The sequence below is a fragment of the Streptomyces platensis genome, assembly GCF_008704855.1.
Lineage (GTDB): Bacteria > Actinomycetota > Actinomycetes > Streptomycetales > Streptomycetaceae > Streptomyces > Streptomyces platensis.
The window spans coordinates 6,723,456-6,737,305 of the sequence record NZ_CP023691.1; the positions used below are offsets into that span (position 1 = coordinate 6,723,456).

Annotated in this window: 14 protein-coding genes; 9 read left to right on the top strand and 5 right to left on the bottom strand. The window is 73.9% G+C overall.

Features of this window, described 5'->3' with window-relative positions; genetic code table 11:
• Positions 1-51 precede the first annotated feature (51 nt).
• Positions 52-852: an aminotransferase class IV family protein gene (locus CP981_RS29735; protein WP_085927685.1), complete on the top strand. Its 801-nt coding sequence runs from the start codon at positions 52-54 to the stop codon at positions 850-852.
• Positions 853-975: 123 nt separating this feature from the next.
• On the opposite strand, the gene CP981_RS29740 is transcribed toward CP981_RS29735, so the two are convergent.
• Positions 976-1,737 carry a peptidyl-tRNA hydrolase gene (locus CP981_RS29740; protein ID WP_085927684.1) on the bottom strand — a complete coding sequence of 254 codons (762 nt, stop codon included), beginning with the start codon at positions 1,735-1,737 and terminating at the stop codon, positions 976-978.
• Positions 1,738-1,974: 237 nt separating this feature from the next.
• On the opposite strand from CP981_RS29740, the gene CP981_RS37910 reads away from it, so the two are divergent.
• Positions 1,975-2,895, top strand: a complete 921-nt coding sequence (locus CP981_RS37910) for an ATP-binding cassette domain-containing protein (RefSeq protein WP_167536165.1) — start codon at positions 1,975-1,977, stop codon at positions 2,893-2,895.
• Positions 2,892-3,560, top strand: coding sequence for an ABC transporter (locus CP981_RS37915; protein WP_167536166.1), 669 nt, complete (start codon positions 2,892-2,894; stop codon positions 3,558-3,560). Before CP981_RS37910 ends, CP981_RS37915 begins: the two co-directional genes overlap by 4 nt.
• A 170-nt stretch (positions 3,561-3,730) precedes the next feature.
• On the opposite strand, the gene CP981_RS29750 is transcribed toward CP981_RS37915, so the two are convergent.
• Both CP981_RS29750 and zapE read right to left on the bottom strand, forming a co-directional pair.
• Positions 3,731-5,098, bottom strand: coding sequence for an alkaline phosphatase PhoX (locus CP981_RS29750; protein ID WP_085927145.1), 1,368 nt, complete (start codon positions 5,096-5,098; stop codon positions 3,731-3,733).
• A 111-nt stretch (positions 5,099-5,209) separates the two neighbouring features.
• The gene (zapE, locus tag CP981_RS29755; RefSeq protein ID WP_190143432.1) at positions 5,210-6,328 is read right to left on the bottom strand and encodes a cell division protein ZapE; all 1,119 of its coding nucleotides are present in this window, start codon (positions 6,326-6,328) and stop codon (positions 5,210-5,212) included.
• A 67-nt stretch (positions 6,329-6,395) separates the two neighbouring features.
• On the opposite strand from zapE, the gene CP981_RS29760 reads away from it, so the two are divergent.
• The gene (locus CP981_RS29760) at positions 6,396-7,220 is read left to right on the top strand and encodes a pyrimidine reductase family protein (protein WP_085927144.1); all 825 of its coding nucleotides are present in this window, start codon (positions 6,396-6,398) and stop codon (positions 7,218-7,220) included.
• A gap of 157 nt (positions 7,221-7,377) precedes the next feature.
• Positions 7,378-7,857: an indole-3-glycerol phosphate synthase gene (locus CP981_RS29765; protein ID WP_085927143.1), complete on the top strand. Its 480-nt coding sequence runs from the start codon at positions 7,378-7,380 to the stop codon at positions 7,855-7,857.
• A gap of 76 nt (positions 7,858-7,933) precedes the next feature.
• Here CP981_RS29765 and CP981_RS29770 read toward each other — a convergent pair whose 3' ends face one another.
• Positions 7,934-8,620 (bottom strand): ABC transporter ATP-binding protein, encoded by a 687-nt coding sequence (locus tag CP981_RS29770; protein ID WP_085927142.1) that lies wholly within the window; start codon positions 8,618-8,620, stop codon positions 7,934-7,936.
• Positions 8,617-9,720 (bottom strand): ABC transporter permease, encoded by a 1,104-nt coding sequence (locus CP981_RS29775; RefSeq protein WP_085927141.1) that lies wholly within the window; start codon positions 9,718-9,720, stop codon positions 8,617-8,619. Before CP981_RS29775 ends, CP981_RS29770 begins: the two co-directional genes overlap by 4 nt.
• Positions 9,721-9,903: 183 nt before the next feature.
• On the opposite strand from CP981_RS29775, the gene CP981_RS29780 reads away from it, so the two are divergent.
• The 4 genes from CP981_RS29780 (at position 9,904) to msrB (ending at position 13,777) form a co-directional block, all read left to right on the top strand.
• Complete coding sequence (locus CP981_RS29780) at positions 9,904-11,145, top strand: sensor histidine kinase (RefSeq protein WP_085927140.1); 1,242 nt, start codon at positions 9,904-9,906, stop codon at positions 11,143-11,145.
• The gene (locus CP981_RS29785) at positions 11,142-11,816 is read left to right on the top strand and encodes a response regulator (RefSeq protein ID WP_085927139.1); all 675 of its coding nucleotides are present in this window, start codon (positions 11,142-11,144) and stop codon (positions 11,814-11,816) included. Before CP981_RS29780 ends, CP981_RS29785 begins: the two co-directional genes overlap by 4 nt.
• A gap of 139 nt (positions 11,817-11,955) precedes the next feature.
• The gene (murC, locus tag CP981_RS29790; protein ID WP_085927138.1) at positions 11,956-13,353 is read left to right on the top strand and encodes a UDP-N-acetylmuramate--L-alanine ligase; all 1,398 of its coding nucleotides are present in this window, start codon (positions 11,956-11,958) and stop codon (positions 13,351-13,353) included.
• A gap of 16 nt (positions 13,354-13,369) precedes the next feature.
• Positions 13,370-13,777: a peptide-methionine (R)-S-oxide reductase MsrB gene (gene msrB, locus CP981_RS29795; protein WP_085927137.1), complete on the top strand. Its 408-nt coding sequence runs from the start codon at positions 13,370-13,372 to the stop codon at positions 13,775-13,777.
• The last annotated feature ends 73 nt before the right edge of the window (positions 13,778-13,850 follow it).

Consider the following 13,850-nt stretch of genomic DNA (forward strand, 5'->3'; position numbering starts at 1 on the left):
ATTCCGCACAGGTGCCTGCCTGATGACTGGCTGAAGCTGGAGTGATGCAGGATGTCTTTCGTAGTTCAACGTAACGGCCGGGCGGCGACTGCCGAGGAGCTGACGCCCCTCGCCTTCGCGGGCTACGCCCACTTCACCGCCCTACAGGTCCGGGACGGCCGGGTCCGGGGCCTCGACCTCCACCTGGAGCGGCTGCGGTCCGCCTCCCTGGAGATGTTCGGGCGGGCACTGCCCGACGACCAAGTCCGTACCTACCTGCGGTCGGCGCTGCGGGCCGGCCCGGCCGACCTCTCGCTGATCGCCACGGTCTACTCCCCGGCAGGCGAGTTCACCGTGGCCGGGCCTGATGTGGAGCCTGAGCTGCTGGTCCGTACGGCACCGCCGGCAACCGGCCCCGAGGGACCGCTGGCCCTGGCGGCGGTCGAGCACGAACGGGAACTCCCGGCCGTGAAACATGTCGGCGAGGTGGCCAAGACGTATCGCCTCCGCCAGGCCGTCGAACAGGGATGTGACGATGCGGCCTTCGTCGACCGGCGGGGCCGGCTGAGCGAGGCGACCATTTGGAACCTGGCCTTCTGGGACGGCAACGGCGTGGTGTGGCCTGCCGCCGACATGCTGACCGGCACGATGATGGGCATCATCCGCCGCCAACTGGAACACCTCGGTGTCCCCCAGCGCACCGAGGAAATCTCCCTCGACGACCTGCCCGCGCTGGCCGGAGCGGTCGTCATGAACTCCTGGACCCCGGGAGTCCCGGTCCACCGCATCGGTTCGGTCCCGCTGCCGGACGCCCCGCTCTTCCTGAAGCAGCTGCACCGGGCCTATGAGGCGGAACCTTCCCTGCCGGTGTGAGGGACGGGGCGGGCGTGGTCCTCCCCGCGGGGAACCGCGGGCGGGCACCGCACGCCCATGCCGCTCCCGTATCGCCTCGGGACGCGATGATCACCTACGGCCGTCGTACGCGCGGGAGAGAGGTCAGAAGCGACCGTCCCCCTCGGCCGACAGGGCCCTCCGCAGCGCGGGGTGGTCGGCCACGACCGTGCAGGAACCCGGCGCGATCTCCGTGAACCCCGCGTCCCGCACCACGGGCAGACCACTGCGGGTGAGCGCGTCCCACTCCGCGCCCGCGGCGGACCGCACCGACAGCGGGAACCCGGCCGCGCGCCAGGCCGCCCGCTCCGCCTCGGACAGCTCCCACCAGGCCAACTGCGCGCCGTGCCCGGCCTGCGCCATCTCCTTGCCCGCCGACATCTCCAGCGCGGGGTTGAACCACAGCACCGGCCCGTCGGCGGGCGCCCCGGGCGGCTGCGGATCGTCCAGCTCGGTGCCCGAGACCTGGAGGCGCGCCAGGTCCTTCGGCCAGCCGTCCAGCGGTACCGGCGGGAAGACCCGCACCTCGGCCTCGCGGCCGGTGACCGTGATGCCCGGCAGCGCCGCCGCCCGCCGCCACTCGGCGCGGCGCGCCCGCCGCACCACCTTCCGGATCCGGGCGTCCTGCCAGTCCCGCACCGCCGTGGCCCACTCGCCGTCCCCGGCCGACCGCTCGTCCGACAGCAGCACCAGCACCGCCCGCGCGGCCGTCTCCAGCGCGTCCGTACGCGCCGGCGGGGCCTCCCGCTCGATCCGTACGACGAGCGGAAGCACGAACTGCGGCGCGGCGTCCCGGTCGGTCTCTGCGTGCGCGAAGGGGCTGTCGGCGCTGTTGCCGGCCGGTTCGGCGGTCTCGGTGCTGGTCACCCGCCCAGTCTGCCAGCCGCCACCGACAGCGCCCCCGGCCCGTATCCGGCCCGTAGCCGGCTCCCCGGCCCTCGCCGGGCCACGGTGAGGGCCAACTCCGTTCGTCCGGCGCGCGGTTGGGGTGCGTACGGTCCGGCGCTGAACCCGCCCCCGGGCAGGCACCGGGCGGCCGCTTTGGCTACCGTCGGGGGTCTGGAGCGGCGGGGCCGCCGACAGGCAGCGGAGGTGCCGGTACGTATGAGGCTGGACGGGGTGGGGCGGCGGTACGGGGTGCGCGGTCCCTGGGTACTGCGGGACGTGGACCTCGACGTGCCCGCGCGTGCGCTGGTGCGCGTCGAGGGGACCAACGGCAGTGGGAAGTCCACCCTGCTGCGGCTGCTCGCCGGGATCGACCGGCCCAGCACCGGCCGGATCACCGGCCGCCCGCGCACCGCCTATGTGCCCGAACGCTTCCCGGTCTCCCTCCCCTTCACCGCCGTCGGCTACCTCACCCACCTCGGCCGCATCCACGGTCTTCCCGGACCTGAAGCGACCCGCCGCGGCACCGAGTGGCTGGAACGCTTCGGGGCGGCCGGACATGCGCGGACCCGGCTGGCCGAGCTGTCCAAGGGGACGAGCCAGAAGGTCGCGGTCGCCCAGGCACTGCTCGCCGAGCCCGACCTGCTGGTCCTGGACGAGGCCTGGACCGGTCTGGACGGCGGCGCGCGTGAGGTGCTCGACCGGGCGGTCGCCGAACGGGTCGCGGACGGCGGCACCGTCGTGTTCGTCGACCACGACCCGCAGCGGCTGGCGGGTGCCGCCGACGCCCGCTACCGGGTCGCGGACGGACGGCTGCTGACCCACGAGGAGAGCGGCCCGGCGGCGGCTGCGACGGCCGCGGCCGGCCCCCAGGTGCTCATCGAGGCCGAGGGCGCAGCGGGGAGTCTGCCGGACGCCGGAACGCCGCAGCTGCCCGGTGGGCCGGAGATCGCGCCCGGACCGGACGGGACGACCCGGCTGACGGTGCCGGCCGCCCACTCCGACGCCCTGCTGCGCGCGCTGCTCACCGCCCGTCCGCCCTGGCACATCCGCTCGGTCACCGCGGTCCCGCTGCCGCACGCCGCCGCCCTGCCTGCCACCGACGATTCCCCCGCACCCCATGAGGCGCCGCTCCCGTGATCGCTCTCCTCCGCTATCAGACGGCCCTGCTCGTCGGCTCGCACCGCTGGCTGCCGCCGGTGATCCTCTACGCCGCCTGGCTGGCCATCGGCGTCCAGAGCGGCGAGCCGATCCTCGACGCGTTCGGCTACGCCGCCGGCGGGCTGCTGCCGGCCGGCGTATGGCTGACCCGGGTCTGTGTCACCAACGAGCCGTCGGCCGCCCGGAATTGCGCCGCGGCCGCCGCCGGGCCCGGCCGGGTGCACCTCGCCTGTGTACTGACCGCGGCCGTCACCGGGCTGCTACTGGCACTGGTCGGCACGGCCGTGGTCGTGCTGCTGTCGGACCCGCGCTCCACCGACCTTCGGGTGGCCGTTCCGGTCCCGCCCGCGGCGTTCGCCGGGCTGCTCGCCGCGCTGGTGTGTCTGCTCATGGGCATCGCCATCGGCGCGCTGAGCAACTGGCCGGTGCTGCGCAGCACCGGCTGGAGCATCCCGACGGGTCTGCTCGCCGCCCTGCTGCTGTTGGTGCTGGGCGCCTCGCCCGCCAACGCCGCCGTATCGGGCCTGGTCACCGGCTCCGTCCACGGAACGATCAGCACCCCGTGGCTGCCCCTCGCCGTCACCGGCCTCATCACGGCCGCCGCCACGGCGGCCGCGTGCGCCGTCAGCTCACGGCGGGGCTGAAGGGAAGCCCCGTGGAGGGGGCGCCGGCTCTCCCCCGCCCCCTCCCCCCCTCCCCCTTCGGGGGAGGGGGCGGGGGTGGGTTCGGGGGTGGGGGGAGTGGACCCCGCCGCAACGTCAGCGGAGCCCGGGCCCCGCCGCAGCGTCACTGGTACCAGGACCCCGGCACAGCGTCAGTGATGCCAAGGCCCCGTAACCGCGAATGTCGTCCCCGGCGTGTAGCAGTTGACGTACATCGTGCGGTGGCCGGGCGAGAACGTCACGCCGGCGAACTCGCCCCACTCCGGTTTCTGCGGGGTGCCGATGTTCTGCCGGCCGCGGGCCATCGGGTAGACCTCGCCGCGCCGGGTGAGGCCGAAGACGTGCTGGGCGCCCTCGCCGTCCTCGCAGACCATCAGGCCGCCGCTGGGCGCGAGGCAGATGTTGTCGGGGGATTCGCCGGGCAGTTGGAGGTCGGTGTCCGGGCCGAAGACGACGACCTGGGTGAGCCGCCGCTTCTTCGGGTCGTACTTCCACACCTGTCCGTAGTGGTCGGCCGCCGAGCCGTCCGCGCGGTGGGCGAAGCTGGAGATGAAGTAGACGCAGGAGCCGCCCCAGTAGCAGCCCTCCAGCTTCTGGGCGTGGGTGATGCCCTGGGGGCCGAAGTCCTGGAAGCGGATCGGGGTCTGACGGGCCAGCGGGTCGGGCACATCGACCCAGGTGACGTGGTCGAAGGTGGTGCCGGGCCGCTGGATGGTGGAGAGGTCGGGCACCCCGGGGACGCGCAGCGCCTGGAGGCGGCCGCCGGCCCGGAGCGAACCGCGGCCGCCCCTCGGCTTCTCGGGCAGAAAGCGGTAGAAGAGGCCGAACGGCTTCTCGAAGGCGTCCTCGGTCTCGTAGACGATGCCGGTGCCGGGGTCCACGGCGATCGCCTCGTGCTGGAAGCGGCCCATCGCGGTCAGCGGGACGGCTCCGGTGCGCCGCGGGTCGTAGGGGTCGACCTCGAAGATGAAGCCGTGGTCCTTGGTGTAGTTCTCCTCACCGGCCCGGCGTTCGGTCTCCTCGCAGGTCAGCCAGGTGTTCCAGGGGGTGGGGCCGCCCGCGCAGTTGGTGGAGGTGCCGGCGATGGCAACCCGCTCGGAGAGCACCTTGTTGTCCCGGTCGAGTGCGAGGGCCGTACAGCCGCCCTCGCCACCGGGGTCGTACGTCAGATCACGGACCCGGGGGACGGCCTGACGGGAGTTCGTACGGTTCTCGTGGTTGCGGACCAGGTGGGTGCCGCCGCTGCGGCCGGGGAAGGCCGACATCCCGTCACAGTTGCTGGGGACCTTGCCCTCTCCCGAGTGCAGCGGGTCGCCCTCCCGGGACAGGACCCGGTAGCGGAAGCCCCGGGGGAGGTCGAGCAGACCGTCCGGGTCCGGCACCAGCGGGCCGTAGCCGCGCTGTCCCATGCTCTGGGCGGTCGCGGTTCCCGTGAAGAGCTCCGTGAGGCTTCCGGAGAAGGCGATTCCCGCCCCCAGCGCACCGGTGCGTGCCAGGATCTGACGTCGTGTCGCGGACATGGGCAACTCCCTGTTGGCGGACAGGTGACGTGACCCGCTCGTGTGTACCACGCGGCCGGGCCGCCGGGAACCAGCCCGGCGGGCACCAACCGGGTGTGGCCGCCGTTCCGCCTACCGCGCGTCGGTCACCAGGGAGCCCGCGTCGCGCGCCAGCGCCGTCAGCCGGGAGATCGCCCGGAAATACTTCTTGCGGTAGCCGCCGCGCAGCATCTCGTCGCTGAAGAGCTCGCCGAAGGCCTTGCCGGAGGTCACCACCGGCACCTCACGGTCGTAGAGCCGGTCCGCGAGGACGACCAGCCGCAGCGCCGTGGACTGGTCGGGCACCGCCTGGACGTCGGTGAGGCAGACCGCCTCGATGCCGTCGCACATGGCGCCGTAGCGGCTGGGGTGCACCTTGGACAGATGGTCCAGCAGGGAGGGGAAGTCGTCGAGCGAGGCGCCGGGGGTGCGGTAGGCGGTGCGCGTGACGGTCTCGTCGTCGTACGGGGCGGGCGCCTCGGGCAGACCGCGGTGGCGGTAGTCCTCGCCGTCGATGCGCAGCGGACGGAACTGGGCGCTCAGCCCCTGGATCTCGCGCAGGAAGTCGGCGGCGGCGAACCGGCCCTCGCCGAGCTTGCCGGGGAGGGTGTTGGAGGTGGCGGCCAGCGCCACTCCGGCGTCCACCAGTTTGCCGAGCAGGGTGGAGACCAGGACCGTGTCACCGGGGTCGTCGAGCTCGAACTCGTCGATGCACAGCAGCTTGTGCTCGCCGAGCGTCTTGACGGTCTGCTGGAAGCCGAGCGCGCCGACGAGGTTGGTCAGCTCGACGAAGGTGCCGAAGGCCTTGCGCTCGGCCGGGGCGGGGGTGGCGTGCCACAGGGAGGCGAGCAGATGGGTCTTGCCGACGCCGTAGCCGCCGTCCAGATAGACCCCGCGCGGGCCCTGGGGGGCCGCCGGCTTCCTGGCGAACCAGCGCCGCTTGCCCGCGCCCGCCCGCCCGGCGTCGATACCGTCCGCGAAGTCGCTCAGGACCTGTACGGCCTCGGCCTGGCTGGGCTGCTTCGGGTCCGGGATGTAGGTGTCGAAGCGGGCGCCCTGGAAGCGCGGCGGCGGCACCATCTCGGCGACCAGGCGGTCGGCCGGGACGTGCGGGGCGCGGGCGGTGAGGGCGGCGGGCACCGCGTCGTCACCGCCGGCCGGCGGTCCGGCGGTCGGGTCGGTCTGCGGGGCGGAGGGCTGGGAAGGCGACACAGCCGTCCAGCCTATCGCGTGCGCGGTACCCGCCGGTCCGGTGAGCGAGGCATGTCACACTGCCGCCATGCGACGCCTGTTCCCGCTCCCCGCCCCTCCCGTAACGGCCTCTGACCTCGACGGCAGTGGGGCGGCGACGACCGATCCCACCGACCGCGAGTGGACGCTGGACGAGCTGGCCGAGGCCTATGCGTACCCGGCGGCGGACGACCCGGCGCGCTCCGGGCGCACCGGCTGGCTGCGGGCGAACATGGTGTCCTCCCTGGACGGCGCGGCCCATCACGACGGCCGCTCACAGCCGCTGTCCGGCGCGGCCGACATGCGGATCTTCGGGGTGCTGCGGGGGCTCGCGGACGCCGTGGTGGTGGGGGCGGAGACGGTGCGGCAGGAGGGCTACCGGCCGGGCCGCGCCCGGGAGGCGTTCGCCGCCCGCCGGGCCGCCGCCGGCCAGGGTCCGGCCCCGGCCATCGCCGTGGTGACCGCCGGGCTCGGGCTGGACTTCACCCTGCCCCTGTTCACCGAGCCGCTGGTGCCCACCGTGGTGCTGACCGGTGCGGCGGCGCCGGCGGACCGGGTGGCCGAGGCCCGTGCGGCGGGCGCCGAGGTGCTGTTCGCCGGGGAGGGGCTGGGGGTGGATCCGGCCCGGGTGGCCGGGGTGCTGGCCGGGCGGGGGCATCACCGGCTGCTGACGGAGGGCGGGCCGCGGCTGCTGGGGCAGCTGGTGGCGGCCGGCGCGCTGGACGAGATGTGTCTGTCGCTGGCGCCGGTGGTCGCCCTGGGTGACGCGGCGAGGATCATGAACGGTCCGGCCGTCGCGGTGCCGGAGCGGTTCGCCCTGGCGTCGGTGTTGGAAGAGGCCGGGTTCCTGTTCACTCGCTACCGTCGGTCCTGACAATCAGCGGAACAGCCTGTTCCGCTTAGCTTCCGTTGGGCACACTAAAAGCCAACAGGTCCCGTGTGGTGACGGGGCAGGATGGTGTCTGTCGGGCTCCGTGCCATGCGGCGCCCCGAAGAGAAGAAGGGCGTCCGTCGTGTTCACGAGCGTATTGATGATCGAGAAGCCTCTGACGCCCGCCGACGTGGAGTTTGTGACCACCCTGCACGGCGATGACCGGATCTCGTTCGTCGTGCTCATGCAGCCGCGGGGCAAGCAGGACGTACTGCTGCGGGCCATCGACGACGTCGCCCTCGGCGAGTTCGACGACGCCGTACGGGAGGCCGAGGAGCCGGGCGGCAACCAGGCCGAGGCCCCCGCCGCGCTGGCCCTGGCGCACACCCTCCAGTCGCTGCGCGACGCCGGTTCGGAGGCCGTCGGGCAGGTGGTCGAGGACAAACCGCTGGACCTGCTGCGGTCCATCGTCGACGAGACCGGCGCGGACGAGGTGATCGTGCTGACCACCCCGCACTTCGTCGAGGAGTTCTTCCACCGCGACTGGGCCTCCCGCGCCCGCCACAAGGTCGGCGTCCCGGTGCTCAAGCTCTTCTCGCACGCGGCGGACGACCAGCCTCAGGACACCGCGGGCGGCTGAGGGGCGGTCGGCGCGGAGCCGGACCTCGTGGAGGTCCGGCTCCTGTACGCCGGGGATCGGCCCGCGCGGCGGGAGATCAGCGGCGGATGCCGCGGTGCGGGCGGAGCCGGCCGTCCCGTACCTCGGCGACCTCGTCCGCCGCGTCCAGATGCGCCGGGTCGTGGGTGACCAGCACCGTTGCCGTGGCGCGCTCCTTGGTGAGGGTGCGCAGCAGCGCGAGCACCGCGGCGCCCCGCTCGTGGTCCAGGGCGCTGGTCGGCTCGTCCACCAGCAGCACCGCGGGTTCGTTCATCAGCGCCCGGGCGATGTTGACCCGCTGCCGCTGGCCGCCGGACAGCTGATGCGGCCGCCGGTCCGCCAGCTCCGCCAGGCCGACCGCCGCCAGCAGTTCCCGCGCCCGGGAGCGCGCCGCACGGGGCGGACGGCCGTCCAGATGGGCCATCACCTGGAGCTGTTCGGCGGCCGTCAGTGACGGCAGCAGGTTCGGCTGCTGGAAGACCGTGCCGATGGTGGTGCGGCGCAGCGCCGTCAGCTCCGCGCGGCCGCGTCCCGCCGTGTCGGTGCCGTCGATCACCACCCGTCCGCGGTCCGGGCGGATCAGTGTCGCGGCGACCGCGAGCAGGCTGGACTTCCCGGATCCGGACGGCCCGATCACCGCCGTCAGACCGCCGGCGGGCACGGTCAGCGAGACCCGGTCCAGCGCGGTCAGCCGGGCGTCGCCGTCGGGGTAGGTGAGGGTGACATCGGTCAGTTCGAGGCTCATCGGACACTTCCCAGGGCGGTCAGCGGGTCGACGGAGGTGACGCGGCGGATGGCGAGCGCGGCACCGGCGGCGCCCAGCGCGATCATGATCAGGGCCGGGACCAGCACCGTCGGCGGATCGAGTACGAACGGCACGGTGCCGCCCAGCGCCGCGCCCACCGCCGCCGCCAGGCCGGTACCCAGCGCGGTCCCGGCCACCAGCAGCACGACGGCCTGGCAGAGCGCGTCCCGCAGCAGTGCGCCGGTCGAGGCGCCCAGCGCCTTCAGCACCGCGACATCGCCGCTGCGCTGGATCGTCCACACCGTGAAGAACGCGCCGATGACCAGCGCGGAGATGGCGAACAGAAAGCCGCGCATCAGCTGGAGCGAACCGTTCTCGGCGGTGAAGGAGCCGATGGCCCGTACGGCGTCGTCGGTGGTGACGGTCTTCGTGCCCAGCTCCCGGTCGGCGGCGGCCAGACCGGCCGACCCGGTGGTGGAGAGGGCGAGCACCGTTGCCCCGGCAGGGCCGCCGCCGGGGCCCTTGTCGTGCGCGGCCGGTCCGGAGCCGCCCGCGAGCCGTTGCCAGTCGCCCAGCGACGTCCACACCACCGGGGTGTGGCTGTACATCGCCGTCCCCGACACCGCCGCGACCTCGAAGGTCCGCCCGCCCAGCGTCAGCCGCCCGCCGGCCCGCAGCCCGAGCGACGCGGCGGCCTTCCCGGACAGCACCACCGCACCGTCGGCGACCCGCTCCGGCGCCGGCCGGGACCCGGGCCGCACCCCGAACGCCGACACCGCGGCGGTCCGGCCGCCCGCCTCGGCCCGGGTCGTCGTGATGCCCAGCGGCTCGGCAAGCCGTACGCCCGGCACCCGCGCCCAGGCCCGCACGGTCCGCTCCGGCAGCCGCGAATCGGTGAAAGCGAGCTTGCTGCCGCCGGCGGGCGCCGAGAACACCAGATGGTCGGCCGGCAGTCCGGTGACCGCCGAGGTGTTCTCCCGGCCCAGGCCCGCCGTCAGGCCCGACAGCAGACCCACCAGCACCGTGATCAGCACGATGACGGTGCCCATCAGGGCGAACCGCCCCTTGGCGTATCTCAGGTCTCTCCAGGCGACGAACACGGTCTGCCCTCTTCGGCTCGGGGCGCCGGACCCGACTGCCCGGCGGCTGGTCCCCACCGTCGCCTCCCGGACGGGGCCGCGGCATCGCGCCGGGGAGGGGTCCGCCGGCGCCGAAAGGTGCGTTGCGCGGTCAATCCTTTGGTTGATGCCGCGGGTGAACGGGGCCCTTAGCCTGAAGGGGCCGTGACCGAAGAAGCCGTGACCGCTCACTCCCTCACCCCCGTCCTGCGGGCCCTGCGCAGCTGCCTGCATCTGATGGTGGCCGCGCTGCTCGCGCTCGCCGCCGTACGGGCGGTGGCCGACCGCACCCCGGACGCTCCCGCCGTGCTCGCCGCCGCGGCGGCGCTGTGCGCGCTCTACGTCACCGGCCCCCGGCTGCCCCGGCTGCGCACCTCCACCGGCGCCGCCGCCCTCTGGCTCGCCGCCCTGGGCCTGGTCTGGCTGGTCCTGCTGGCCCTCACCCCGGACGGCGTCTGGGTGGCCTTCCCGCTGTTCTTCGTCCAGCTGCATCTGCTGCCCCGGCGCTGGGCCCTGCCCGCGGTCGCGGCCACCACCCTCGCCGCCATCGCCGGATTCGGCTGGCACACCCACACCCTCAGCGTCGGTACGGTGCTCGGCCCGGCCCTGGGTGCCGCCGTCGCGGTCGCCGTCGTCCTCGGGTACGAAGCCCTCTACCGGGAGAGCGAACAGCGCCGCCGCCTCATCGAGGAGCTCACCGCGACCCGCGGCGAACTGGCCGACGCCGAACACGCCGCCGGTGTGCTCGCCGAACGCGAACGGCTGGCCCGCGAGATCCACGACACCCTCGCGCAGGGCCTGTCCAGCATCCAGCTGCTGCTGCGGGCCGCCGAGCGCGCCCTGCCGGAGCGGCCCGGCAGCGCCCTCGGCCACGTCCGGCAGGCCCGTACCGCCGCCGTCGACAACCTCGCAGAGGCACGCCGCTTCGTGCGCGCGCTCAGCCCGCCCGACCTGGAGGCCGGGTCGCTGCCCGCCGCCCTGGAACGGGTCTGCGCCACCACGGCCCGCGCCTCCGGTCTCGCCGTGCACTGCCAGGTCTCCGGCGCGCCCACCGCCCTGCCCACCCCGTACGAGGCGGCGCTGCTGCGCATCGCCCAGTCCGCGCTCGCCAACACCGTCCGGCACGCCGCCGCGGGCCGCGTCGAGCTGACCCTCAGCTACATGGACACCGAGGTCGCGCTGGACATCGTCGACGACGGCACCGGGTTCGTCCCCGCCGAGGTGCCCGCCCCCGGCTCCGCCGCGGTCCCCGGCACCGGCTTCGGCCTCGCCGCGATGCGCGCCCGGGCTCGCGCCCTCCAGGGCACCCTCGTCGTCGAGTCCGCCCCGGGAGAGGGCACGGCGGTCGCCGTCACCCTGCCCTGCCCCGCGCCCGCGCCCGGCGCCGCACCGGAGGCCGCCTCATGACCGCCACGGACACCCCGGAGCCCCCGGCCTCTCCCGCACGTCCCCGGCGCATCCGGCTGCTGCTCGCCGACGACCATCCCGTGGTCCGCGCCGGGCTGCGCGCCGTCCTGGAGACCGAGGAGGACTTCGAGATCGTCGCCGACGTACCGACCGCCGAGCAGGCCGTCGGTCTGGCCGCACGGCTCGATGTCGACGTGGTCCTCATGGACCTCCAGTTCGGCGGCCGGATGCTCGGCTCACAGGCCACCGCCGCGATCGCCGCCGCCCCCGGCGCCCCGCGCGTCCTCGTCCTGACCACCTTCGACACCGACGCCGACATCCTCGCCGCCATCGAGGCCGGCGCCACCGGCTACCTCCTCAAGGACGCCCCGCCGGAGGAGCTGGCCGCCGCGGTACGCACCGCCGCCGCCGGGAAGTCGGCCCTCGCCCCCACCGTCGCGCTGCGCCTCATGGACCGGATGCGCACCCCCGCCACCGCGCTCTCCCGCCGTGAGACCGAGGTCCTCCAGCTCGTCGCCGACGGCCTGTCGAACGCGGCGATCAGCAAACAGCTCTTCCTCAGCCAGGCGACCGTCAAGTCCCACCTCGTCCATATTTACTCCAAGCTGGGCGTGGACTCCCGTACGTCCGCGGTCGCCGCCGCCACCGCACAGGGCCTGATCCGCCGCTGACCACCGGTCCCGGCGCCGGAGCGGACACCCGGCCGGGGTCCGCGGACCGGTTCTGTCGGTGCCGGGTGCGAGAATCATCGACAGCACGACCGAACGGCAGCACACCGCTCGCGATGATCGACGATCAGGGAGACGCACCATGGCACCCGCCATCCCAGCCTCGATGGACCGGCCGCACTTCATCGGCATCGGCGGAGCCGGTATGTCGGGCATCGCCAAGATCCTTGCGCAGCGCGGCGCCCACGTGGCGGGCAGCGACGCCAAGGATTCCGCGACCGCCCAGGCCCTGCGCGCCCTCGGCGCCACGGTCCACATCGGCCACGCCGCCGGGCATCTCGCCGAGGACGCCACCAGCGTCGTCGTCTCCTCCGCGATCCGCCCCGACAACCCCGAGCTGGCCGCCGCCCATGAGCGCGGCATCCCCGTCGTGCACCGCTCCGACGCCCTCGCCTCCCTCATGGACGGCCTGCGCCCCATCGCGGTGGCGGGCACCCACGGCAAGACGACGACGACCTCCATGCTCGCCGTCTCCCTCGGCGCCCTCGGCCTCAAGCCGTCCTACGCCATCGGCGGCGACCTCGACGCCCCGGGATCCAACGCCGAGCACGGCACCGGCGAGATCTTCGTCGCCGAGGCCGACGAGAGCGACCGCAGCTTCCACAAGTACGCGCCCGAGGTCGCCATCATCCTCAACGTGGAGCTGGACCACCACGCCAACTACGCCTCGATGGACGAGATCTACGAGTCCTTCGAGACCTTCGTCGGCCGCATCCGCCCCGGCGGCACCCTGGTCATCGCCGCCGACCAGCCCGGCGCCCGCGAGCTGACCGAGCGGATCTCCGGCCGCTACGACATCGAGGTCGTCACCTACGGCGAGTCCGAGGACGCCGACGTCCGCATCCTCAAGGTCAACCCCCGCGGCCTGACCAGCGATGTCACCGTCACCCTGACCAGCGGCAAGATCCTCACCTTCACGGTCTCCGTCCCCGGCCGGCACTACGCCCACAACGCGGTCGCCGCGCTGGCCGCCGGCGTCGCCCTGGGTCTCGCGCCGCACAACCTCGCCTCCGCGCTCGGCAAGTACACCGGCGTCAAGCGCCGCCTCCAGCTCAAGGGCGAGGCGGCCGGCGTCCAGGTCATCGACTCCTACGCGCACCACCCCACGGAGATGACCGCCGACCTGGAGGCGATCCGCGGCGCCGCCGAGGGCGCCCGGGTACTGGTCGTCTTCCAGCCGCATCTCTTCTCCCGCACCCAGGAGCTGGGCACGGAGATGGGCCAGGCGCTCGCCCTCGCCGACGCCTCCGTCGTGCTGGACATCTACCCGGCCCGTGAGGACCCGATCCCCGGCATCACCAGCGCCCTGATCATCGACGCCGCGCGCGCCGCGGGCGCCGATGTCACCCCCGAGCACGACCAGGCCGCCGTCCCGGAGGTCATCGCCGGAATGGCGAAGCCCGGTGACCTTGTTCTCACCATGGGCGCGGGCGATGTGACCGACCTCGGCCCCGCCATCCTGTCCCGCCTGGGCAGCTGAGCTGAGGAGGACCCTGATGCCGTACGAGATCGACAAGCCCGACGAGCAGTGGCGCGCCGAGCTGAGCCCCGCGGAGTACCAGGTGCTCCGCCAGGCCGGCACCGAGCCCGCCTTCGTCGGCGAATACACCGACACCAAGACCGAGGGCGTGTACTCCTGCCGCGCCTGCGGTGCCGAGCTCTTCCGCTCCGACACCAAGTTCGAGAGCCACTGCGGCTGGCCGTCCTTCTACGACGCCCGCGACTCCGACGCCGTGGAGCTCATCCCCGACAACTCCCACGGCATGGTGCGGACCGAAGTACGGTGCGCCCGCTGCGGCTCGCACCTCGGGCACGTCTTCGAGGGCGAGGGCTACCCCACCCCCACCGACCAGCGGTACTGCATCAACTCGATCTCGCTGCGGCTGACGGCTGACGAGGACTGACGCGCAACCGGCTGTTGCCGGACCGGAGGATGCCCGCACAGGGAGCCCGCCAAGGGAGCCTTGTGCGGGCATC